This window comes from Clostridioides sp. ES-S-0123-01, from assembly GCF_020658415.1.
GTDB lineage: Bacteria > Bacillota > Clostridia > Peptostreptococcales > Peptostreptococcaceae > Clostridioides.
This window is the reverse complement of sequence record NZ_JACVWD010000008.1, coordinates 44,098-70,014: the sequence shown is the minus strand read 5'-3', so window position 1 is coordinate 70,014 and position 25,917 is coordinate 44,098. Positions and strand designations below refer to the sequence as shown.

23 protein-coding genes are annotated in these 25,917 nt (G+C 28.8%); all 23 read right to left on the bottom strand.

The window, feature by feature from the left end; genetic code table 11:
* Positions 1-16: 16 nt before the first annotated feature.
* Positions 17-910: a DUF1385 domain-containing protein gene (locus IC175_RS16950; RefSeq protein ID WP_227436270.1), complete on the bottom strand. Its 894-nt coding sequence runs from the start codon at positions 908-910 to the stop codon at positions 17-19.
* 144 nt (positions 911-1,054) lie between these two features.
* Positions 1,055-1,255: a 50S ribosomal protein L31 gene (rpmE, locus tag IC175_RS16945; RefSeq protein WP_003421397.1), complete on the bottom strand. Its 201-nt coding sequence runs from the start codon at positions 1,253-1,255 to the stop codon at positions 1,055-1,057.
* A gap of 151 nt (positions 1,256-1,406) precedes the next feature.
* Positions 1,407-3,026 (bottom strand): transcription termination factor Rho, encoded by a 1,620-nt coding sequence (rho, locus tag IC175_RS16940; RefSeq protein WP_227436272.1) that lies wholly within the window; start codon positions 3,024-3,026, stop codon positions 1,407-1,409.
* A gap of 509 nt (positions 3,027-3,535) precedes the next feature.
* Entirely contained in the window at positions 3,536-4,501 is a 966-nt protein-coding gene (gene galU / locus IC175_RS16935) for a UTP--glucose-1-phosphate uridylyltransferase GalU (protein ID WP_227436274.1), read from the bottom strand.
* Between the two features lie 117 nt (positions 4,502-4,618).
* Positions 4,619-6,508 (bottom strand): oligoendopeptidase F, encoded by a 1,890-nt coding sequence (gene pepF / locus IC175_RS16930; protein ID WP_227436275.1) that lies wholly within the window; start codon positions 6,506-6,508, stop codon positions 4,619-4,621.
* A 350-nt stretch (positions 6,509-6,858) separates the two neighbouring features.
* On the bottom strand, positions 6,859-9,231 hold the full coding sequence (gene spoIIE, locus IC175_RS16925; RefSeq protein ID WP_227436277.1) for a stage II sporulation protein E: 2,373 nt from the start codon (positions 9,229-9,231) through the stop codon (positions 6,859-6,861).
* An 89-nt stretch (positions 9,232-9,320) separates the two neighbouring features.
* Positions 9,321-10,241, bottom strand: coding sequence for a Ppx/GppA phosphatase family protein (locus IC175_RS16920; protein ID WP_227436279.1), 921 nt, complete (start codon positions 10,239-10,241; stop codon positions 9,321-9,323).
* Between the two features lie 112 nt (positions 10,242-10,353).
* Entirely contained in the window at positions 10,354-10,638 is a 285-nt protein-coding gene (locus tag IC175_RS16915) for an FtsB family cell division protein (protein ID WP_227436281.1), read from the bottom strand.
* 5 nt (positions 10,639-10,643) lie between these two features.
* Positions 10,644-11,174: a spore cortex biosynthesis protein YabQ gene (gene yabQ, locus IC175_RS16910; RefSeq protein ID WP_227436283.1), complete on the bottom strand. Its 531-nt coding sequence runs from the start codon at positions 11,172-11,174 to the stop codon at positions 10,644-10,646.
* Positions 11,175-11,429, bottom strand: a complete 255-nt coding sequence (locus IC175_RS16905) for a YabP/YqfC family sporulation protein (RefSeq protein ID WP_003421411.1) — start codon at positions 11,427-11,429, stop codon at positions 11,175-11,177.
* Between the two features lie 61 nt (positions 11,430-11,490).
* Positions 11,491-11,733: an RNA-binding S4 domain-containing protein gene (locus IC175_RS16900; protein WP_227436285.1), complete on the bottom strand. Its 243-nt coding sequence runs from the start codon at positions 11,731-11,733 to the stop codon at positions 11,491-11,493.
* 71 nt (positions 11,734-11,804) lie between these two features.
* Positions 11,805-12,083: an HU family DNA-binding protein gene (locus tag IC175_RS16895; protein WP_227436295.1), complete on the bottom strand. Its 279-nt coding sequence runs from the start codon at positions 12,081-12,083 to the stop codon at positions 11,805-11,807.
* 88 nt (positions 12,084-12,171) lie between these two features.
* Positions 12,172-13,620 (bottom strand): nucleoside triphosphate pyrophosphohydrolase, encoded by a 1,449-nt coding sequence (gene mazG, locus IC175_RS16890; RefSeq protein WP_227436296.1) that lies wholly within the window; start codon positions 13,618-13,620, stop codon positions 12,172-12,174.
* 106 nt (positions 13,621-13,726) lie between these two features.
* Positions 13,727-15,340 carry a polysaccharide biosynthesis protein gene (locus tag IC175_RS16885; RefSeq protein WP_227436298.1) on the bottom strand — a complete coding sequence of 538 codons (1,614 nt, stop codon included), beginning with the start codon at positions 15,338-15,340 and terminating at the stop codon, positions 13,727-13,729.
* Between the two features lie 119 nt (positions 15,341-15,459).
* Positions 15,460-15,999 carry a stage V sporulation T C-terminal domain-containing protein gene (locus tag IC175_RS16880; RefSeq protein WP_227436300.1) on the bottom strand — a complete coding sequence of 180 codons (540 nt, stop codon included), beginning with the start codon at positions 15,997-15,999 and terminating at the stop codon, positions 15,460-15,462.
* Positions 16,000-16,122: 123 nt separating this feature from the next.
* Entirely contained in the window at positions 16,123-17,118 is a 996-nt protein-coding gene (locus IC175_RS16875) for a peptidylprolyl isomerase (RefSeq protein ID WP_227436302.1), read from the bottom strand.
* 30 nt (positions 17,119-17,148) lie between these two features.
* Positions 17,149-20,535 carry a transcription-repair coupling factor gene (mfd, locus tag IC175_RS16870; protein WP_227436304.1) on the bottom strand — a complete coding sequence of 1,129 codons (3,387 nt, stop codon included), beginning with the start codon at positions 20,533-20,535 and terminating at the stop codon, positions 17,149-17,151.
* A 16-nt stretch (positions 20,536-20,551) separates the two neighbouring features.
* The gene (gene pth / locus IC175_RS16865; protein WP_227436306.1) at positions 20,552-21,112 is read right to left on the bottom strand and encodes an aminoacyl-tRNA hydrolase; all 561 of its coding nucleotides are present in this window, start codon (positions 21,110-21,112) and stop codon (positions 20,552-20,554) included.
* A gap of 13 nt (positions 21,113-21,125) precedes the next feature.
* Positions 21,126-21,680, bottom strand: a complete 555-nt coding sequence (locus IC175_RS19730; RefSeq protein WP_413927253.1) for a prepilin peptidase — start codon at positions 21,678-21,680, stop codon at positions 21,126-21,128.
* 198 nt (positions 21,681-21,878) lie between these two features.
* The gene (locus tag IC175_RS16860; protein WP_227851753.1) at positions 21,879-22,661 is read right to left on the bottom strand and encodes an A24 family peptidase; all 783 of its coding nucleotides are present in this window, start codon (positions 22,659-22,661) and stop codon (positions 21,879-21,881) included.
* On the bottom strand, positions 22,642-23,724 hold the full coding sequence (locus IC175_RS16855; protein ID WP_227835014.1) for a type IV pilus twitching motility protein PilT: 1,083 nt from the start codon (positions 23,722-23,724) through the stop codon (positions 22,642-22,644). Before IC175_RS16855 ends, IC175_RS16860 begins: the two co-directional genes overlap by 20 nt.
* A 105-nt stretch (positions 23,725-23,829) precedes the next feature.
* On the bottom strand, positions 23,830-25,368 hold the full coding sequence (locus tag IC175_RS16850; RefSeq protein ID WP_227483598.1) for a hypothetical protein: 1,539 nt from the start codon (positions 25,366-25,368) through the stop codon (positions 23,830-23,832).
* A gap of 20 nt (positions 25,369-25,388) precedes the next feature.
* On the bottom strand, positions 25,389-25,916 hold the full coding sequence (locus tag IC175_RS16845; RefSeq protein WP_227436318.1) for a prepilin-type N-terminal cleavage/methylation domain-containing protein: 528 nt from the start codon (positions 25,914-25,916) through the stop codon (positions 25,389-25,391).
* Position 25,917 lies beyond the last annotated feature (1 nt).

Below are 25,917 nucleotides of genomic sequence, written 5' to 3'. Positions count from 1 at the left end.
ATAAATACCCTTTTCTTTAATCTACTACTGCCTTTAATGCTTCTAAAGCTACTTCTAACTGCTCATCATCAGGCTCTTTAGTCGTAAAGTATTGCAACATCATACCTGGATATGCAATAATCTTAGTAAATCCATTGTCGTATTTTCCAAGAATTCTAATTACTTCATAAGATAATCCTGCTACTATAGGAACGCATATGATTCTCATAAATATCCTAAGTATTGGATTTGGCCAACCAAAAAATGCAAATAGTATTATTGATACAGCCATAACTATAAACAAAAAATTTGTACCACATCTAGGGTGAAGTCTTTTAAATTTTCTAGCGTTTTCTACTGTAAGTTCCAAATTATTTTCATAACAATATATGGATTTATGCTCTGCGCCATGATATTGAAATACTCTTTCTATATCCTTACTTCTAGAAATCAATACTATATATGCAAATAATATAACTATCCTTATAATACCTTCTATTAAATTGAGCATAAAATCACTAGGTATTACCTTAGAAAAAGCCCCTCCTACTAGTGTAGGTATAAAAATAAATAAACCAGCTGAAAGTATCATGGCTATAACCAAGGAAAATACTATAAGTATATCATTTGCCTTATCTTTAAAAATCTTCTTCATAAATAAGTCAAATTTGTCCTCTTCAGCTTCTTCCATAAAAAACTCTGAAGAAAAGTTCAAGCTCTTTATTCCTTGAATCATTGTATCTATCATAACAAAAGAACCTCTAATAAAAGGTATCTTGTCTATATTCTTATCTCTTACCCAACTTTTTATTCTATCTTCTTTTAAGGCTATTTCTCCGTCACTTTTTCTAACAGCTACAGCTCTTTTATCTTTTGATTGCATCATTACGCCTTCAATAACAGCTTGACCACCTACAGATTGCTTTCCCATCCACTCACCTCATTCAATTGCATTTTAAATACTTAATTTAACATATTTATTATTATAATACAAAAAGACAATTTAAAGTAGAATATGAACCTTTTTTTGTAATAAAATAGGAGTTGGCTTCCTCCAACTCCACTTTTATAAAAATTAGTCCATTTTGAATCTTTTTTTGAATTTGTCGATTCTTCCACCTTTTTCTATGTTCTTTTGTTTTCCTGTATAGAATGGATGGCACTCTGAACATATTTCAACTTTTATTTCGTCCTTAGTTGAACCAGCAACAAATGTGTTCCCACAAGCACAACGCACTTCAACTGGATTATATTTTGGTTGTATTTCCTTTTGCATTATAGTCACCTCTTCTCTTTATTTAAAAAAATTAATTATATTAACTTTCTTTTTACATTATCAACTACATTATTATAGCATAACTTATTATGCCATTCAAGTGATTTTTCTATTACTTTATATAATCTATTTTTACAATTATTCCTTGATTTTACAAACTCTTTATCGATTTTACAAATTCTTTATTGTCTTTGGTTCTTTTTATAAGTTCAATGACTTTATCTGTGATTTCCATCACTGAATTATTACTCATTTCTCTTCTTAATCTCCAAAGAGCTGTTTTTTCTTCATCATCAAGCAATAGGTCATCTCTTCTTGTCCCAGACTTATAAATATCAATTGCAGGGAATATCCTTTTTTCAGCTAATTTTCTATCTAAATGTAATTCCATATTTCCTGTACCTTTAAATTCCTCGAAAATTACATCATCCATTCTAGAACCAGTTTCAACTAATGCTGTTCCTAGTATTGTCAGGGAACCACCTTGTCTTATATTTCTAGCAGCTCCAAAGAATTTTTTAGGTCCATGAAGTGCCCCAGGGTCAATACCTCCAGATAAAGTTCTACCTGTAGGAGATATTGTAAGGTTATATGCTCTTGCAAGTCTAGTTATACTGTCTAGTAATATTACTACATCTTTACCGTGTTCAACTAGTCTTTGAGCTCTATTTAATACCATTTCTGCAACCTTAACATGATGACTTGATACTTGGTCAAAAGTAGAATATATAACATCTCCTTCAATAGATTCCTTCATATCAGTAACTTCCTCTGGTCTTTCATCTATAAGAAGTACTATAAGTTCAACATTTGGATGGTTTTTAGCTATACTGTTTGCGACACTTTTTAAAAGAACTGTTTTCCCAGCTTTTGGAGGTGCGACTATCAATCCTCTTTGTCCTTTACCTATAGGAGAAATTAAATCTATAATTCTTGTGGCTATCTCATTTCTATTTGTTTCCAGTGTAAGTCGTTCTTCTGGAAATATTGGTGTCAATGTCTCAAATGCATTTCTTTGTATAGCTGTATCAGGATTTTCATCATTTATCTTTTGAACATATAAAAGTGCTCTAAACTTTTCTCCACTTTTTGGATGTCTAGTTATACCCTTAATCTTATCTCCTGTTTTCATATTAAATCTTCTTATTTGAGATGGCGAAACATATACATCGCCTTCAGTAGATAAATAATTTGAGCCTCTTAAAAAACCAAATCCATCTGGTAAAATCTCAAGTACACCGACCACTTCATCTTCCTTTGATGTGTTAAATTCATCTACTATCTTAGATTCATCAACTTGTTTAGGCATATAATAGTTTTTATTATTATTTCTGACCATTCTATTACATGTATTTGACGCCTTATTGTAATCATTTGTATTTGATGTCTTATTATAATCATTTTTTTGGTTTCTGTTATCTTGGCTTTGGGAAATATTTTGATTATCCATATCTTTTTTGTTATATGATTTGGCAGGGCTCTTATATTCAACTTCTTTTTCTATGCTTTCGCTCTCTATATTTTCTTTTCTATTTTTTATGTCTTCTTTTATATTTTCATTTTTATCTTTAATTTCTTCACTCACTTTAATATCACTTGTTTTTACTTCGTTCTTGCTCTTAGAATTTATAATCTCAATTAGCTCATTTTTCTTATATGTAGTAATTGATTTTATTTTTAATTCTTTTGCTATTTCTCGTAGTTCAACTAATGTTTTACTACCCAATCCTTCTAATACTTTATCATCTAAAATCAAAAAAATCCTCCTCATCTATATATTCATTTATATACATACTTTTTTTTTGGAAATTGAAGGCATGAAAAAGAAAAGTTTTATTCAAACAGTTAAGTCTAATAATATCACTATTTATACATTATGGTCAATAAATAAAATTTAAAACATTATTATCCATATTATCCATTTATTTATTATATCTCAAGTCCAATCTTAGCACGTTTTTATAAATTTATCACTATATTTATATCTTATAATAATATTTTCCCTTAAAATATGCAACTATTATAAAAATTATTTTTTATCTTTATAAATTCTAAAAACCATACATAACTAGAATTCTGTAAATTTTTAACTACATCAAGTTATATATGGTTTTTATATTTATGTATACTACAGTAGTTATTTATTTCTACAACATAGTTGCAATCATGCTTAAAACAGCTGTTATACTTGTTAATACAAGAACACCTACAATCCCAACAGCTATTATTCTATTAATCTTTTTTTGACTTGATTTTGCCACACTACATCACCTTTCCTAATTATTTTTGAACTTCGAGTTCTTTAATCTCGCAAATCTTATCTGAATCTATTCCTTCATTTGTACTATTGTATAACACATTGTCATCTTTATCAAATTCATTACAGACATGTCTTAGATATTTAATAAAATCTTCCTTAAGGTCTTCTTTCTTTAGAGCAAAATCGACAGTCGCTTCTAAAAATCCTAATTTATCACCTACATCATATCTCTTACCCTCAAAGTTATATGCATACATGGCTTCCTTTTTAGATAATACTTTTAAAGCATCTGTAAGTTGTACTTCTCCACCTTTGCCTGGTGGTAAATCCTTGAGGATGTCAAATATCTCAGGAGTTATTATATACCTACCTAAAATAGCTATATTTGAAGGTGCCTTCCCTGATTCTGGTTTTTCCACCATATCTTTTACTTTATAAACCCTACCCTCTATATTTTTAGCTTCTATTATACCATATTTATTAGTATCTTCTGGATTCACTTTTTGCACACCTAATATTGTAGTTCTATACTCTTCATATGCGTCTGTTAATTGTTTTAAACAAGGTACATCATTGTCTACAATGTCATCTCCTAACATTACAGCAAAAGGCTCATCACCTATAAAATGTCTAGCACAATAAATCGCATCTCCCAGTCCTTTTGGTTCTTTCTGTCTTATATAATGTATATTAATCATATTAGATATGTTTTGTACTATTTCTAATAACTCTTTTTTACCTTTTTTTTCTAAGTCAAGTTCTAATTCTACAGATTTATCAAAATGGTCTTCAATAGATTTTTTATTTCTACCTGTTATTATTAATATTTCCTCTATTCCTGAAGCTACAGCCTCTTCTATTATGTATTGTAGTGTTGGCTTATCAACTATTGGTAACATTTCTTTTGGCTGTGCCTTTGTAGCTGGCAAAAATCTAGTGCCTAAACCTGCTGCTGGTATTACAGCTTTCTTAACTTTAACTTGCATAGAATCATCTCCCACTAATTAATAGATAAAAAGCCCTATTTATAAATAGGACTTTAAACTTTTAGTATATTTTAACATTAATTCGATATATTTTCCATGTGGATTATAATAAATCTTTTATAATAGCTTTTCAAGTTCTGCTACTAAGCTGTCAAATTTTTTGATTGTATTTTCTATAGGTTTTGTATTAGTTAAATTTATCCCACTTCCTTTTAATAAGTCTATTGGATAATCTGAGCTTCCTTTTTTAAGAAAATTTATATAATTATCTGAGCCATTTTTTAGTATATCTTGGGCGAAACTGACTCCTGCACTACAGCCTGTAGCATATTTATAGACATAAAAACTATTATAAAAATGTGGGATTCTTGCCCATCCGACCTTAGATAATTGGTCTAATTCATAGTTTTGCCCATAATACTTCTTGAGAAGTTGTCCCCAAACATCATTTAACACTAATGCATTTACACTTTTTCCTTTTTCTACTAATTCATGTATAGTTTTTTCAAATTCAGCATACATAGTTTGTGTATAAAGAGTATCCTTTATTAAATCTAGATATTGTGTTATATAATAAGCTTTCTCACCATTACTTTTAGATTCTCTTATAAGCATCTCATAAAGTAATGCCTCATTAGTAGTAGACGCAACTTCATGAGTAAATATAGATGGACTTGAATTAAAATAATTTTGGTTCTTAGAACTTAGATATTCATATACAGCATGACCTAACTCATGTGATAAAGTTGAAACTGAGCCTAGCGAATTATTATAATTTAAAAGTATATATGGATGATTTTCATAGACAGATAGGCAATATCCACCACTCACTTTATTTTCATGTGAATAAACATCTATCCATTTTTCATTAAACGCTTTGTATACTACATCATTGTATTCTTTTCCCAAAGGTGATAATGCTGAATATACTATACTCTGAGCTTTTTCATAGTTAATATTACTATCAACAGCCTTAACTATAGGTACAGACATATCATATGAATGAACCTTATCCAACTTTAAGACTTTTTTTCTTAAATCTATATATTTGTGTAAACTATCCATATTACTGTTTACAGTTCTTATTAAATTATTGTATACTTTTTCATCTACATTATCAGATTCTAAATACATTTCTAAAGACGACTCATAACCTCTTTCTTGAGAATAAAATATATTCTTTTTAACTTGGCCAGTAATCAAGCCCGCAATTGTATTTATATTATCATTATAAGTAATGAGTTCATCTTGATAAGCTTTTTTTCTATTTTCTCTATCTGGCGATTCCAGTTCACTTGCATATTGAGCTGGTGTCAAATTAGTTTTTCTATCCATATTTCTAAATAACTCATACACTTGACTTGGAAGACTACTTATTGAAGACACTTTACTTAGAATATCTTCTGATTTATCGTCCAAATAATGTACTTTATTTCTTCTTATATCTCTTAAATACACACCATATTTTCTATTTATATTTTTATTTGAAATAATCTTCTTATAATCTCTATTTGATAATTTTAATATCTCTAACTCTAAATCTGAGCAAATCCCCATATAGTCTCCATAAGATTTACCCATACTATCACTCATATCTAAATATTTATATGAATTTTTATTAGTATCTTGTTTTAATTTTACATAAGCAGAAAGTTTATTTAATCTTATATCAAGTTTCTCTTTGATATCTAACGCAAAAGACAAATGCGTTGGTGACTTTGTAACTTTACCTATGTAATTTTTAAGTTCTTTTGTATCTTTATTAAAACTCTTAAGTTCTTTTTTCCATTGGTCATCACTTTTAAATAGAGACTGTAAATTCCAACATGTTTTTTCATAATCTATTTCTTGTTTTTTTTCAGCATCATCTTCAGTATCATTATTCATGACAGTAATTGCTCTATCATTATTTTTTTGATATCCTTGGTCAGCTTTTATACTTATTATTAACATGCAAAAAATAGAGATAAATAAAGGTATTATTGCTTTGCACAATTTCCTATTCATAAAAAGCCATCCTTTCAATAAGTTTACTTAATAATAGGATGGCTTTTTTTAGATATATTATTCAATTATTCATACTATATAAATAAATATCGAATTAATAGTTATCCACATAATAATCAACATATTCACAGGCTTTACTTGCTTAGAAATTTAGTTATTTCAACATGAATCTCTTTTGATAATAGCTTTTGTTTTTTCTTTTTTTACATTTTATTAACATTTATGCCATACTTATCAACAAATTTTGTTGATTTATACGTTTTTTTTGTTAATAACTTTACTTTTTTCAAAAGTCTATTAACACATTATACACAAGTTATCCACATATTATACACAGAAATTTATAAAGTTTATTTTGTACATATTTTTGTAACTAGAACAGTCATGTCATCTTCGATTTGTAACGCTTGTAACTCCAATGCTCTATCTAATATTAAATTTGAAATTTCTTTTGGATTAGTAGTTTCTATGTTTTTTAAGAAATATATTAACCAATTATCACCTAAATTGTTATTTCTTCCTGCATCTACAATTCCATCAGAAACCATTATAACATAGTCCCCTTCCTTAACTTTTACATTTTTTCTATCAATCTTTACATCTGACAATATACCCACAGGTAAAGATGATGATGATATTAAATCAACTTCTCCATCCTCTCTTTTTATATAGGTAGAACATGCTCCCATCTTTATAGTTTCTAAACTCCCTCGTTTTAAATCTAAAATACCTAAGTCGAGAGTTGAAAACATTTCTTCTGAAGACTTTAATAACAACATATTATTTATAGTATCTATAACTATTTCATCTTTAATCTTTGCATCTATCATTTTTTCTAGTATATCAATAGTAGCAGAAGACTCTTCATAAGCTTTTTTACCTTTTCCCATACCATCGCTTATAGCCATCATATATTTGCCATCATTTATCTCCATATATGTGTAGTTATCTCCACAAAGGATATGTCCATCCCTTGACATTGCTGAAACTTCTGTAACAGCCTTATATTTTTGAGACTTAACAAATGTTGCTTTACATTTACCTCCTAAACAGTGACATCCTATTTTTCTAACAGACATATTCTCTCCTACTAGGTCTGAAATTATATCTACAATTTTATTTTCACACATGCAACCATCATTGCAAGTTTTCTTTTCTATTGATATTTCAAACTCGCTGTTACTCTTTGTTAAGTAACTTACTTTATCAACAGTTATATCATATCTCTCTAATTGTTCATATATATTTTTTTCTTTTTCTATATCTAACATTATATCGCCCTCTAAATCCTGAGACAGCGATTTAATTGATTTTGAAATACTCCTTATCTGATTTGCTATTAATTTTCTACTTTCTGAAAACTTCACACTCCAATCATAATCTAATACAAACATTTTATAATAGTGATTTGATATTTTCACTATTGACTCTGGCTTCATACATTCCTTTCTAAAGTTTTTAGGTATATCGTTTACACTTAATTCTCCTTTCTCTTCAATTTTTTCAAGAATATTATATATCATAGTGTATGTATGATTAAATCTTGATTCCCAACACATTCTTCTCATACTACAACTTTTACATTCATCATTATGAATCATATCTATTACATTAGCTATGTCTCTTTGGTCTAAAACCTTATCCTTTTCTCTTATCTTGTCAAATGTATCTGCAAGGTCATCATAGGTTTTATAGATACTGTTTAATCGGCTATTCGTTAAGTTTTTGCTTCTCATAATATAATCGTATACAATTTCATTTGAAGCTACATTACTTTTTATTAATTTTTCAATCTTATTGAATAACCTTTCAGGCAACACAATCACTATCAAGCATCCTAACAATATATCTCTTAGTTGCATCATATTTGAAGTAATACCAGAAGTATATAGGTATATTATTGTCCAACTTAGAATATATCCTAATATACAGAAATATTTATTTATTTTATTAAATGCACCACTTATTAATCCTGAAAAAGAATATATACCCATATAAATAGCTGATGTCATATTATTTAAAATAGATGCCACTCCAATAATTACACCACTAGATGCTCCCATGGTAGCTCCACCTACTATTGAGGTCAGTAATATCAATACCGTTGACAAAATGGTCCTTATCGATATTCCAAATAAAGATATATCTCCTATCCCCATTATACTAAAGGTTAGCAGTAAACTTATTGATATGGCTTCTTCTGTCCGTACAGACATCCTATTGTTTACATTGGCCATTAAACCTATACCATAAGAAAATACATATATAGATATAAACATTATTATTGCTTCTACACCTGCAACAAGCAGATTATACACACACCTATCAGAAAAGAACGCTTGTCCCATGGAAATTGGAAGTAATACCATTGAACCTATAAGCGCCACTTTGGCAATTGAATCTAATAGTTTTAGTTTCTTATTTAATGCCATAAATATTGTAAGGCACACAGCATATTTTGCTACATTTCCAAAATCATTGAATGATAACAATATCCCTATTAATGCTGATATAAATACAGGTATCTTGTACTTATCAATCTTTGATGCACATATAAAAAAGGCAATCCCTAAAGGAGCTACAGAGTCTACTATGATAGACCTACTAAGTAAAAATCCCATTACAGCGAATGACACTGTAGTAAAATCAATATATCCGCTTATTAATTTTATGACATTTGGTTTTACAGTTTTGTTCTTTACAACTGCTACACTTCTTTGCATAAAAAAACCTCCTCTTTTGTTTATATTAAGAATTGTAACAAAGAGGAGTAATTTTTTTTGTCATAATCGGTTCCAAATATCAAAAAATATTAATACATTTTTTTTGACTTTTGACATATTAAGCCTTCCAAATTATCGTATTCACTTACGGTTATTTCTTCTATTTCTAATTTTTCCATTATTATATTCAATATTTTTACACCAGCAGTTATAATATCCGCACGTTTTTCTTGTAGCCCTTTTAAGTTCTTTTTATCACTTAATGTCATCTTTATTAATTTTTGTAGAATTTCTTCTATTTCTTTTTTGCATATCTTACTATTATGTATTTTTTCCATAGAGTAAATTTCTAATTCTTGATTCATTGCTGACAATGATGTGATTGTACCTCCTATACCTATAAGAGTTTTTAATCCCTTTTCTTTTATGTAATTTAAAGTCTCACTGATTTCGTTATATATAAATGAACTCATAGCTTCAAACTCTTCATTTTCAATGATATCGTGTTTTAAAAATTTTTCTGTCATTCTAAGAGCTCCTACATTTTCACTTTTATTAAATTTAATTCCATCTGAATCACCTATAATAAATTCTGTTGAGCCTCCTCCAATATCTATAACAATAATATCATTCTCTTCTTGTATGCCTTCTAAAACACCTTTAAAGCCCAAATTTGATTCTTCTATACCTGTAACTATGTCAACATCAATACCAGCCTCTTCTTTTGCTAGTTTAACAAAATAATCTCCATTTTTACTATCTCTAAGAGCAGATGTCCCCATACAATAAATATTTTCACATTTTTCATCATTACACTTGTCAGAGAATTCTTTTAATGCTTCTATATTTCTTTGAATCGCATCTTCCTTTATATATCCCTTGCTATCTACACCTTGCCCAATTCTAGTTGTGTTAACAAATTTTTTTCTATTTATAAGTTTTCCATCCACATAATCTACTATCAACAATCTCATTGAGTTTGTTCCAATATCAATAGCTCCTATTTTCATTATAAAATTCCTCCTTAAATCAAAATAAAAAAGTCATCCTTAAACTGAATGACTTTTTTATTCAATCTTAAATTTTAAAATCAATACTCGTAGACTTATTGGCAACTTTTAATCAACGATTTATATCTACATAAACGGTTTCATTAGGCTTTACCATGTTTAACCTTTTTCTAGCTATTTCTTCTAAGTCTCCTTCATATGATTTTTCATCTTTCTTTAAGCTGTTTATTTGTATTTCAGTCTTTTTTAATTGTTTATTTAGACTTGCTATTTCTGTTTTATATTCTTTAGCTTTTTCGTACTCAAATACAAATCCTGTCATTATACTAAAAATTGATATTCCTAAAAATAAACTGATAACAATAATTTGTCCTGAAAATTTTTTTCTTAAGTTCATTTTTCCTACACCCTTTTTTTAGTTTTAGTTTTTTTCTTAGATTTTGATTTTTTCTTGTTTTTTGATTTTTTATTTGATTTTCTCTTTATACTTTTTTTTGTTGCTATAAATATATTTGGTATATAAAATATAATATCAAATAGTAGGTGTAGTGAATAGATTATAACGTAATACAAATTGTTTAAAAAACTGACTATGTAGTATGTAACTTTTTTAAAAGAATTCCTCACAAAACGAATTATTTTATTGATAATTGATAAAACAATTTTACTTATGGTGTTATAGTATAAAATAAAACCAATAAACAAAGCCACAAAATGGTAATATCTTAAATTAAAAAACTCTGTAAGGTTTATTGTTATAAATATTATAATGGTTGCTAGAAACCAAAATAATACATCAAAAATTATTGCAAAATAATTGATGAATTTAAAACTCCCTCTCAGGCTTCTATAAAAATCAAACAACACTCCTATGAGTATTCCACCATAAATAGTAGCGTAGAAAATACTTACATCTTGAGTAAAAGGTATCATCTATCTAAATACCTTTTTCAAAAAACTTTCTTGTGGCTTTTTAGGCTTTGCATATACCATAGAATTTATAGTTCCATCTATGCTAATTATATTTTCGTCTATACTTAGCTTGCTCATATCTAGGTTTTCGCCTTCAATTACCATCTCACCAACAGAAGTTTTAAGCTCTACTCTTTTATCATTAAAAGAATATATGTGCTCAACTCCTGAAATAACCAGCTTTGATCTATCTTTCAAAGTTATGTTCTGTTCCATAATATCCCCCCAGTAAATATTTCACTAATACTACTATTAATATACTAGAGGACTATTAATTTTATTCTAAAATTTCGTACATTTCTTTCGCATCATTTTTTAATACATGCTCTCTTACTTCATTTATCTTAAACTTCATCTTCTTCTCTCCAAATTGTATTTCTAATGTATCTCCAATATTCACTTCTGAAGAAGATTTAGCGACTTTTCCATTTATAGTGACAATTCCTTTATCACATGCATCTTTAGCAACAGTTCTTCTCTTTATAATCCTAGATACTTTTAAAAACTTATCTAATCTCATAATTATCACCTTCCTTAGCTCTATAGAAAAAGTGTGGTAAATTTATCCACACTTTTTCACAAGATTTCTAATTATCCATTTATTGTATCCTTTAATCCTTTTCCAGCTTTGAAAACTGGTGCTTTAGAAGCTGGTATATCTATAATTTGCTCTGGATCTCTTGGATTTCTTCCTTGTCTAGCAGCTCTTTCTCTTGTCTCAAATGTTCCAAATCCAACTAATTGAACTTTTTCATTATTTACTAGTGCATCTTGAACAGAACTCATAAATGCGTTTAACGCAGCCTCTGCTTCCTTCTTTGTTAATCCACTTTTTTCTGCCATCTTTGATACTAATTCAGCTTTATTCACGATATTTACCTCCTAAAAATGTTTATAATATAGACTCCTATCTTTCTGATAAAAGTTCTAGATTTTTGACAAATTTCCTTCCACAATTTTATTGTTTTTTAGCCTGATTCCAAAATTCATCCATCTCTTCAAGTGTCATGTCTTCTAATTTCCTATTTAAATTCATTGCACTTTTTTCTACAAACTCAAATCTATTTATGAATTTATCTGTAGTACAGTTCAAGGCTTCTCCTGAGTCTATGTCTAAAAATCTAGCTAGATTTACTATCGAAAATAATAAATCGCCTAGTTCTTCCTTTATGTATTTTATATTCCCGACCCTGTGTTCGTCAAGTAATTCCTGATATTCTTCTTCAATTTTTTTAAATACATCTTCTACATTGTCCCAATCAAAGCCAACAAGAGCTGCTTTATGTTGAACTTTACTAGCCTTCATAAGAGCTGGTAAATGTTTTGGTATTCTTCTAAGGCCATCTGTTACAGTGCTTTCGCCTTTTTCTTCTTTCTTTAACTCTTCCCAAGTTTTTTCAAACTTAGACATATCTAATTTTACACCATTAAATATATGAGGATGTCTATGAATTAATTTTTTGCATATACCATTTACCACTTCTTTTAAATCGAAGTAGCCCTCCTCATTACCTATCTGACAATGGAATATAACTTGTAAAAGAACATCTCCTAGCTCTTCTACCATTTCATCTATATCATTATTATCAATTGCATTACAAAGTTCATATGCTTCCTCTATAACAGAATTTTTTAATGATTGATGTGTTTGTTTTTTATCCCATTCACATCCAGATGGGCTTCTTAATGTATTAACTATTATTTCTAAGTCATGTACTGTATTATACATCTTTTTAGAACTTTTGGGTATATATAAGCTAGTTAAATAGTCAAAAAAGTTTTCATTTCTGTCTAATTCACATAATTTTATAAACTTTTTACTTTCTAAATCTTTGACACCTGCTCCATTTACTATACATATTTCTTGATTATAATCATAATATTCCATAAGTTTTAACTTTACATTTGATGCTATAAATTTATCATACACTTGAGTTATTATCATACTTGTATCTAAATCTATATATGAGTTTTCTATCTCAAAAGCATCTATCAATTTAAATCCATCAGATGGGTCTATAGCTAAATAGTTAAACATAGCGTCTACAAAGCTCATAGAAGGTACTATCTCCACTTTTATGTGCTTTTCATTGGCAAGTCTCTCTATTATACTTACAGTCTTTTCTGCGACCCTTGGATGACCAGGAACCGCATATACTAAGTCACCTTTTGTAGATTCTTCTATAATAAATTCAGATATTTTTAAGTAAACACTCTCAAAGTTTTCCTCATTTTCATAAAAGTAATCTAAAGAAGTGTATTGTATAGTTTCTTTAAGCTTATCAATTATCGGATGTTTCTCTGTTCTAAAAAAGACTCTAGGGCTATTTTTTAAAGATTCCAGTACACCTTGACTTATAAGAGAATAGTCTCCTGGTCCAAGCCCTACAATACTTATCTTACCCATAACATCACTCCCATTAGCAAATTTCACTTTATTTTTGTATTGTTATACAAATAAGGAGCTTTACTATTTGTATAGTATTTCCTTTATTTGCATATATATTCCTATATTATCTTATAAGTTTAACTTTTTTTAACAATTTATATAATTTATCACCTTTTGGCATAGTTAGTATCTCTTCTTTTTTAATTCCGCCTATTCCAAGTATAACTACTACATATACAATACCACCAACACCTATTGCGATTATTGTAGATATACTATTACCCAATAATCCAACTAAAGCACCATAACTCAATTTAACCATTATAAACATTGTCATAACTGTTATAAATGGTTTTATTATAAATTCCTTCTTAGGAAATTTTACATTCATATATTTCTTAACATATAATAAGTTAATCATAGCTGCCACAAAGTATGCTGTAACTGTTCCAAAAGCTGAACCTAATACATTAATATCTGGAATACCTGTCAATGTATAACTTATAACAATCTTACATAACATACCCACACATAAAGCAATTACGGGAACTATTGGTTTTCCCATTCCTTGAATTATACCAGTCAATGTTTGTATTAATCCTAAGAACAGTACACATGGAGTAAGAGTAAACAAGATAGTTCCTACAGATGATGGCTCATGTGGAAATAAAAGACCCATTATTGGTATCGCTAATGATGCCATACCAAACGCACAAGGTAATACTATAAGTAAAGTCACCTTAACAGCACTTTTAGTATCTTTTCTAGCCTTTGATTTATTACCTAATGCATATGCTTTAGAAATAGCTGGAACTAAGCTCATACTCATTGCAGTTGTTATAACGGCTGGTAAATTTATTGTTGCCATTGCCATACCTGTCAATTGACCAAACATTGAATTTGCTACTTTATATGTAAAGCCTGCTTCCATAAGTCTTCTTATTACAATAACATTATCTATCATATTTACAAGTGGCATTACTGATGCACCTATTGTTATCGGAATAGCAACTGTTAAAAGCTTTTTAAAGATATAAGAAACTTGTTCATCCTTAAACCTTTGACTCGCATCTATCTCAGCTCTACGTTCTCTTCTTCCTAACATATAAGCAAACATCAGATAAACCATAGATGCTACTGAACCTATTGTAGCTCCTGATATAGCACCCGCTGCTCCTAAAGTTTGCCCAAAGCTTTTCATAAGTAGGTAAGCCAAAGTAAGACCTAATACAACTCTAAAAAATTGCTCTGCAACTTGAGACACAGCAATCTTAGTCATGTCTTGTCTCCCTTGGAAATATCCTCTATATGCTGACATTGCTGGAACAAATAATAAAGCTGGAGCAATAGCTTTCATAGAGTACAATGCACCAGGATTTTTCATTATGTTTGTTACTATGTAGTCGGCTCCAAAAAACAATATACAAAATGATATTATACCAGTTATAAATAAAACTGTATGTGATACTTTAAATATCTTATTTGCACCTTTATAATTTCCAATGGCAACTTTTTCCGAAACCAACTTTGCCACAGCTGTTGGGAATCCAGCAGTAGCTAATGTTAAAAATAGAGTGTACACAGGATAAGCAGCCTGATAGTATCCCATTCCTTCTGAACCAATCATGTTTCCAAGGGGAATTCTAAAAAATCCACCCATTATTTTTACAATTACACCTGCTAGCCCAAGTATAAGGGCTCCTTTTAAAAAGGAGTCTTTGTTTTTGTTATTGTTCATAACATAACCTCCATACTGTTTATATAACAAACTTTAATATACCATATTTTTAATGCTATATTCAATATTTTAAACAAAAACTTCAAAAGACCTTCACGTAAAAGGTCTTTATGATAAAATTATTGAACTTGTTTTCCTAAAAAGTTAGCAGCTATTTTTAAAGATTTTTCTTCACTTTCTGCAATTGTATCTTTATCTTTTGAAACAACTACAATCGAACCTATACAGTCACCAGATGCACTAATTATAGGCATAATAACTTGACTAATATATTCCTTTTGGTCTTCTTTAAATAAAGGTAAAATATTTTTATCTTTTGAGTATTTTACTGTTCTTTCACTTATTATTGCTTCTAACTCATCACTTATACTTTTTTCTTTATAATCTTTTTTAGGAAGTTTAGATACAGCTATTATAGAATCTAAATCTGTTATTAATACACCATATCCTAGTACTTCTGCTAATGTTTCAGCATATTCCTGAGAGAATTCATTTAATTCTCCTATTGGAGAGTATTTTTTAAGTATGACTTCTCCATCTTTTGCTGTGAATATCTCTAAAGGATCTCCTTCTCTAATTCTTAATGTCTTTCTTATCTCCTTTGGGATAACTACCCTTCCAAGATCATCTATTCTTCTAACTATACCTGTTGCTTTCATATTTTTTAATCCCTCCATAAATTACTTTAAGTTTATTTTTACCATTGTTAAGAAAAATATACAAAAAAAGCTATATCTTCTCCAGATATAGCTTTTTTAAGCATATTACTATTTTTTTAGTTTTTATATTGTGATTGTATTTATTACTTTTTCATCTTTTTCTACTTTAGCTTCTTTAGTTAATTTTTCTATTTTCTCTTGATATTTATTTTTTAATAATTGTTCTTTTATAGTTTCTTTAGAATCTTCAAATGGTGTTTGTTCATTTACTTTGTCTGTTACTTTAATTATATGGTATCCATATTGAGTTTCAACTAAGTTAGATATTTCACCCTTTTTCATAGAAAACGCTGCTTCTTCAAATTCAGCTACCATTTGACCTCTTGAGAAGAATCCTAATTTACCACCATCACTTGCTGAAGCATCTTGTGAATATTTCTTTGCAACCTTTGCAAAATCTTCACCTGATTTAACTTCTTTAAGGGCTTCTTCAGCTTTTTTCTTGGCTTCTGCCTTCTTCGCTTCTGAAAGCGGCTTATTGTTATCATCTACTGTTTTTAATAAAATATGAGAAGCTTCTACTTCATCTTTTTTGAATTCATCTTTATGTGTATCATAGTATTTTTTCATTTCTTCATCTGATATTTTAGTTTCTTTAGTAAAATTAGCTTGATAGTTTTGCATAGCTAAATCTTTTTCTTGTTGGTCTTTTAAAAATGTATCATCTATACCTAATTTTTCAAGTTGTTTTTTATAATTTTCATCTTTACTCATAGCGTCTTTTAAATCTTTAAAACTTTTTTCAACATCTTCTTTTTTAGGAAGTAAGTTATCTTTTTTAGCTTGTGAATATATGACTTCTGTAGTTATAAGTTGTTCAAGAATTAAGTCTTTAAACTTGTCCTTATACTTTACTCCTTTTTCAACTTCTTTGTCCCAAATGTCTTTTCCATAAGTTTGTTCCATAGAATCTTTATAAAGAGCTATAGTTTTTTTAAATTCATCTGATGATATTTTTGTACCATTTACTGTTGCTACAGTTCCATCTGTGCTTGCGCTACAAGCTGTTATTGATACTACAACTATCATAGCTATTACTAACGTTATTACTTTTTTCAAATTTAAAACATCCCTTCTTAAATTTACAAGTTATTTGACCTTGCACATTTTTTCTAACAGTTCTTCTAATTCTGTAACTATATTATAACCTATTTTTTGTTTAGTTCTATACTTTGTTATTGGAACTAATAATATTTCATCTTTCACTTGTCTAATTTTTTCTATTTTTAATATCTTACACAATGATTTTATATAAGCTATTGTAAGTAGTGTTTGTACTGGTTTAGGTATATCAGAGAATCTATCTTCAAGTTCTTCTTGTATATCCAACATATCTTCCCTATTTTCAATAGAAGCAATCTTCTTATACATTTCAATCTTAATCAATTCATCCTTAATATAATTGTCTGGAATATATGCATTTACACTTAAATCTATTTCAACATCAATTTCCTCAACAATAGGCTCACCTTTAACCTTTTTAATTGCATCATTAAGCATTTTGACATATAAATCATAACCTATGACTGCCATATGACCATGTTGTTGAGAACCTAAAATATTTCCAGCCCCTCTGATTTCAAGGTCTCTCATCGCTATTTTAAAGCCTGATCCAAATTCTGTAAATTCTCTAATAGCCTTTAATCTTTTTTCTGCTATTTCACTTAAAGTCTTATCTTTTTCATACATGAGATATGCATATCCTTGTCTGGAACTTCTTCCAACCCTACCTCTTAACTGATATAACTGAGCTAATCCCATTTTATCTGCATCGTATATAATCATGGTATTTGCATTGGATATATCCATGCCTGTTTCTATTATTGTAGTACATACTAGCACATCATAGTCTTTATTTAAAAATCCTAAGATTATATTTTCTAGTGATTTAGAAGTCATTCTTCCATGTGCAACAGCTACTCTAGCATCTGGCACAAGCTTTTGAATCATACTTGCCATTTCTTCAATATGTTCAACTCGATTGTATACGAAGAATACCTGTCCACCTCTGCTTAATTCTCTTTCTATTTCATCTTGAATTACGCTTTCCTTACTCTCAGTAACATACGTTATTACAGGATGTCTTTCTTGCGGGGGTTCTTCTATAACACTCATATCTCTTATCCCACTTAAAGACATATGTAGAGTTCTTGGTATAGGAGTTGCTGAAAGTGTAAGAACATCTACTGTAGATTTAATTTTCTTTAAAGCTTCTTTGTGTTTTACACCAAATCTTTGTTCCTCATCAATAACTACAAGACCCAAGTTTGGTAAATTTATATCTTTAGATATTATTCTATGAGTACCAATTAAAATATCTACTAACCCTTTTTTAGCATCTTCAATAATCTGCTTTTGTTGCTTTGGAGTCTTGAATCTACTCAAAACTTCCACTCTCAAAGGATAATTTTCAAACCTTTCTTTAAATGTATTGTAATGCTGTTGAGCCAGTATCGTTGTTGGTACTAATACTGCAACCTGCTTTTGGTCCATACATGCCTTAAAAATACTTCTAATTGCTACTTCTGTTTTTCCATAGCCAACATCTCCACAAACAAGTCTATCCATTACTTTACTTGATTCCATATCATGTTTAGTTTCCTCTATTGCTTTTAATTGGTCTTCTGTTTCTTGATATGGAAACAAGGATTCAAACTCTGCCTGCCAAGGTGTATCTTTTGAAAACTTATACCCTTGTATCTTTTCACGTTTTGCATAGAGTTCAATTAAGTCTTTTGTCATATCTTCAATTTCTTTTTTGACTTTTGCCTTTGCCTTTGTCCACTCATTTGTTCCAAGCTTATTTAACTTAACTTTTTCTACCTCTGCACCAATATATTTTTGTACTTTATCCATCTGATCTATTGGTACATATAAATTATCTCCACCTTGGTAAACTATTTTCATGTAATCTTTTTTGATGGCGTTAACTGTAATCTGTTCAATTCCTGTGTATCTACCTACACCACTATTTTCATGTACTACATAATCTCCAACGCTTAAATCTAAAAATGACTCTATCTTCTTTCCTTTTTTGGCTTTTTTATTACTAGTCTTAGAGGCTCTCTTATAGACCCCTATCATTTCATTATCTGTTATAACAACAAATTTTATGGATTTATACTGAAAACCACTATTTATATGTGCAGGTACAATTACAATTTGAGAAGATTTAATTTCAATATCTCTATCTTTAGAAACAGTTGTTTCTAAGCCTTTATCCAATAAATCTTTTCCTAATTTATTTGCTCTTTCCAATGTATTTGTAGCCAAAATTATTTTATAGCCATTGTATTTCAGCCGATTTAATTCTTCTACAAGTAAGTCTACTTTTCCATTAAATGTAGGTACTTCTCTACTTTCAAAATTTATTATGGATTTTACAGAAAAGTTATTTATAGACTTTGGTAATAGTGAATTTAAGACTACAGACTTGTCTTTTACTAGGTACTCTAAATCTGTATAGTGGTATAATAGTTTTCCTTGATTTTTAATAGCTAAACCTCTTTCAAGGTTTAATTTGTAATTTTCTCTAAACTCATTTAAGTAATTTTCACACCTTTCCTTAAGTCTTGTTATATCATTGATAAATACTATTGCATCATCTGCTAGATAAGTAAATATACTTTTGTTTTCTTCTGGATAGATATAATCTATATAGTTTTCTACACCTTCAAAATAGGTCTTACTTGATATATATTCTATATTTTGAAAGGTTCCTTCATCAGTATTTTTAGTTGTTTCTTTTTTTAATCTAACTAATGCATCTGTAGTTTTTTCTGGATAAATAAATTCTCTTGAAGGGGTTATAGAGAATTGTTGTAATTTATCAATTGATTTTTGAGAAAATACGTCAAAAGTTCGTATGGAATCTATCTCATCATCAAATAATTCCATACGAATCGGATTTGTATACTCAAGCGAGAACACATCAATAATTCCACCTCTTATACTAAATTGACCAAACCCCTCTATTTTTGAAACTCTTTCATATCCTAAGGAAACTAACTTCTCAGTTAATTTTTCTAAATCTAAACTATCCCCCACTTTGTAATGAGACACACTATCAAGTAAAACTTGTTTTGGTATATATTTTCTTAAAACGGCTTCAATAGAAGTCACTAAAATTATTTTTTCTTTCTTTGCTAGTTTTAACAACACCTTTAATTTTTTTGCTTCTTCGTTTCTGTCCTTTGCATCTAAATGATAAAAGTAAATATCTTGAAACCCTAAATATTCGACCTTATCCCCAACATAAAAATTTAAATCTTCATATACTTTTTTTGCTTCTAAATCACTACTTGTGATAAAAATCATTTGTCGTGACAAATCATTAAACATAGAATATGATATATGAGGTTTTTGTACTGGTAAAAGTCCATTAACCAATAATGAGCCTTTTGTATTTTTTATGCAGTTTATTATATCTTTATACTCTTTTGAGTTCTGCAAAGGATATAAAAAAACATCATTCATTTAAATCTCCCTCTCACTATCCATTGTATTTGTTCATAGACATGTCTATATTTTCTCTTATTATTGAGTCAACAGCACACGCCGCTTTTTCTAGTGCTTCATTTATATTATCAGATTCTTCTTTTCTAAATCTAGAAAGTACAAAATCTGCTAAGTCTTGGCCAACTTCTGGCTTAGATACACCTACTCTTACTCTTGGGAAATCATTTGAACCTAAACACTTCGTTATAGATTTCATTCCATTATGAGTACCACCACTTCCTTTTTTTCTTATGCGTATCTTTCCAACATCTAAATCTATATCATCATACACTACTACTATATTATTTAAATCTACCTTATAATATTTATATATATCTATTAATGTTTCTCCACTTAAATTCATATAAGTTTGTGGTTTTACTAGTAATACTTTTTCAGTACCTACTCTACCTTCGCCAATTAAAGCTTTGTGTTTTATTTTAGTAACACTAATGTTGTATTCTTTTGCAAGAATATCTATGACATCAAATCCAACGTTATGTCTAGTCTTTTCGTATTTTTTTCCTGGATTTCCTAACCCTACTACTACGTACATTTTTTACCTCCTGTTATAGAAATTTATATAACAAACTATAATAAAAATCAAATATATTATACTCTGTAAATATTATTATAATTGTCGCTAGAGAAATAAATGGTGTAAAAGGAATTTGTTTTTTGATATTTATATTTTTAAAAATTTTAATTACATATAAAATAACAAAAAATAAAAATGCTAAAATAAATGATAAAATTATCACATAAAATCCATAGTTATTTCCCAATGCAAAGCAACATAAGCTATAGAGACCTACATCTCCATAGCCTAATCCTTTTGTAAATTTAGCAATAATATAAGGTATAATAAAACCTATTGCCAGTCCAAATATATGAGTTATATAGTCAATTTGCACTATATTGCAAAAGATTAAAAAAATTACACCTTGAACTATTATACCACTAACTATTGTTATATCATATACATATATTGTGTAGTAGTCTATAATAGATATAATTATTAAAAATGGAATCAATACTATATATTGTACACATTCTGTACTAATCCCAAATTTTAGATATATTAATACAGATAAAACTACAGTTACTATGTAAATAAAAAGCATATTATACGAACTTTTCTTTAATCCATCACAAAAAATATATAAGGATTTATTTATCAAATATGCAAAAAATAAGGAAATTATTATTATATACTCCATAGTCTACAGTACTATGTAGTAGGGTTAATAATAATATTGTCCTTATTGATTACTTTAATTCACTTTTATAAAAATTAAAATTACATTAAATTTAACTATCCTCTACATAAGTATAGAAAAGTAAAATTCAAGTAATTGTCTTCCAAATAAAATTGTTATTAATGCTCCAATTGATATAAATGGCCCATAAGGTATAACAGAATTGTATTTCTTTCCCTTTATCTTGCTCAAAACTATCACACAAATTCCATATACTGCTCCTACATAAACACTCAGTAAAGCTGTTAAAAGACCATTTTTAGCACCCATATATAAGCCTAACATTGCGAATAGTTTAATATCTCCTCCACCCATGCATTCTTTTTTTATTATGAATTCAATTAGAACTACTATAAGCCAAATGCTTCCTCCACATACAAAAGCACCTATAATAGAATCTTTAATTGAAACTTCTTTTAGTAGAAGATTAAAAATTATAGCAAATATAGCCCCAAAAACTAGTATCCTATCTGGTATTATAAAGTGGTCAATATCTATAAATGTTATTACAATTAATAAAGATACAAGAACCAAATAATAAATAGTCGATATGGATATTCCATAAACCATAAATACTGTTAAAAATAAAATTCCTGTAATTAACTCTACTATAGCATATCTACTAGAAATTTTCTCACCACAATATCTGCATTTTCTCCCACTCATTAAATAGCTAAAAACTGGTATTAAGTCCATAGTCTTTAATCTAGTATTGCAACTCATACAATGAGATGGGGGACTAGAGATAGATATACCTTCTGGAATCCTAAAAATACAAACATTAAAGAAACTTCCAAATACTAGCCCAACTACAAATACATATAAATTAACGACTATAATTTCCATTATAACTTACTCCACCTATCATTCTAGTCATAAATTCTTGGTCAGTACATCTACTAAGTGCCATATCTTTTGTAATCTTTCCATTTTTATAAAGTTCCATTAAATCTTGATCCATAGTTTTCATACCTGCTTTAACTCCAGTTTGTATCATATTTGGAATTTGATATGTTTTTCCTTCTCTTATTAGGTTTTTTATTGCTGGTGTTGCAAACATCAATTCAATTGCAGCTATCCTACCCTTCCCATCTGATGTAGGAAGTAATTGTTGTGATACTACCCCTTCACACACTGTAGACAATTGAGTTTTTATTTGTTGTTGTTGGGCTGGCTGGAACATGTCCACTATTCTGTCTATTGTCTTAGCAGCACCAACTGTATGTAGTGTTGAAAATACTAGATGTCCTGTTTCTGCGGCTGTTAACGCTATTGACACAGTCTCAGGGTCTCTCATTTCCCCTATTAGTATTACATCTGGGTCTTGACGTAAAATAGCTCTAAGAGCTGAGTGAAAACTTTCTGTATCAGTTCCTACTTCTCTTTGGTTTACTAAACTTTGTTTATGGTGATGGACATACTCTATTGGGTCTTCTAGTGTAATTATATGTTTTTGTTGCGTTTCATTTATTATATTTATCATACTTGCAAGTGTTGTACTTTTACCACTTCCTGTAGGTCCTGTAACTAAAACCAATCCTTTATGTCTTTCAGTAAAAGATTTTATGTTTTCTGGAAGTCCTAGTTTCTCAAAAGTTGGTATTTCTGCTGTTATAGTTCTTATTGCTATTGCATAATTTCCTTTTTGTCTATAGGAGTTTACCCTAAATCTTTCTCCAGTTTTTAGAGAAGCTGAAAAATCAGCTTCTCCATGTTCTTCTATTACTTTAAACATAGATTCCCCTGCTATGTCTTTTGCCATTTGCATCGTTATCTCTGGTGTCAAGATTTGTTCACTTAGCTTTACAAATCCACCTTTTACTCTAGCTACAGGATTTGTACCAACTGTTATGTGTATATCTGATGCCTTTAAACTTATTGCTTGCTCTAATAAATCATAAATATACATAATATTTATTCTCCATATCTTTTATTAATTTACTTACTTTTTTAGTAATAAACATACAAAGTCATTTTATTACTTATTAGTTTATACTAAGTTATAGTTTTGTGTTTAGTTTACTTTTTTGTACGAACTTATGTCATGACTAATTGAAATTTTATCTTTTATGTCATAATTATCTAATATATTTGAATCTACATTTATATTAAATTTAACTTTAGCTTCAACTTCATATTTTGAATTTGAGTTTTCTTCAACACCTAATCCAAGAATATTTTTTTGTCCATCTTTAACTTCTACCTCTTTTATTCCATCTTTATCACCAGTTACTACTAAACTTAACTCTGCCCCTGAGCCATTTTCTTTTAATTCTGGCCAGCTTTCTTTCGTCATGTCGTAGTCAGCTTTATAAAAAGGTATTTTTATAGTAGCATCTTCTGTTTTATCAACTTCTTGAGGTTTTAATTCCTTCAGTCTACATTTTATCTCCGCTAAAAGCTCATTTTGTATATAATCAAAAGTTGTTATCAAAGTCATATTATCATATTTAACAGGTATTTTCTCATAAGACATACTTTTTAACTGATTACATTGGTCTGATATCTCATATAGTAACTCTTTATATTCCAAAAAATCTTCTGCTGTATTTTTATTTCCACTATATATATTCTCACTTAATTTTTCAAATTTCCTTACATTATTTCTCAAGTGAACCCTCAAAGCATTAAATCCTTCAGTTTGATTTGGTAAGAGTTTTAACAAGTTTTCTAATGTATCCCAGTTACTATTCCAACCATATCTCTTCCCATTTATTATAGGATTTTGTATTAAGTCATAATATTGTTGAGAATCTGGAATTCCATCAGATATTTCTACTTTTGGTTCATCAATATGAAATGTATGTCTGTATTCAATCATATTTTGCATTGCCAAAGAAATACTATCTAAAGCTTTATAAGTGTATGAAAATGTCCCATTTAAATGTTCATTTTCAACTTTATTTCCTTCTAAAAACATTTTTAAAAGAATATCATTATTTACTAACTTTGCCTGAAGTAATGTAGTTGAATCTATATCTCCAACCAAAATACTTTCATTTATTTTACTGATATCTCCAGAAGTATAAGTCTTACAAATTCTTAATGTAGAATCTCTATGTGAAAGAATAGTTTCAGCTATATCTTCAATATCCCTATCCTCAAATATATTTAAACCCTGTAATTTTTTTAACTCTATACTAGCTTTTTCTAAATCTGGAGCAGCTTTATTTAAATAGAACTTTATATTATTCATATACCCAAGTCTCTCCACTGGAAGATTTTCCTCATCTTGATTATTAAGTTCCAAACTTGATATATTTCTTAATGCTGACCTTGATATTGATTTTTCTTGATTTTCACTTTTAAGTTCATTATCTATTTTTTCAAGCTCATCATACAATTTTTCATATGCTTTATCAACACTATTTTCCACACATGTATCTGCTAGATACTTGGCCTGTATACCCTCATTAGTAGTCTTTGTAGATTTTATTCTATTAGCTATCTGATTTGAAAATGTCAATCCAACAATAGAAAGCAATGCTACTACAACCAAAACTAAAACTAATGCCGCCCCTCTTTCGTTTTTTATCTTATTATACTTCCTCAAAATCTCACCCCCAAGTAAAATTATTTATCTTTAAATATTTCAGTTACAATTTTAACTTCTTTTTTACTTGAATAGTCATTCATGCTTTTTCCCGTTGCAGTTATTTTGTATATTTGACCACTTTTATCATCTACAATAACCTTTACTTTGTTTGTAATACTTTCCTTGTCAATTATATTTCCGTCTTTATCTTCTACTGTTGTAATCTCTTTATATGGAGTATCATATAAACTCACATCATCCTTGTTAAGTACTTTATCATATACGACTTTGTTTGATTTATCTATTAATTTTTCATATTCCACTGTTCCATCTTCTCGCTTATCCAGACTGTCAAAATCAAATGTTCCACTTTTTATTTTCTCTCTTAAGTTCTCTATTTCACTTTGAACATAATTTAAGGAACTTATATCTGCTTCATTTTTAGTGTTGGCCTTTTCATTAGTATTGATAATATTAAAAAATGCAAATAATATAATTCCCATAATCGCCATAGCTACTAATACTTCAATTAAAGAAAATCCTTTTTCATTACTCTTTTTACTCATA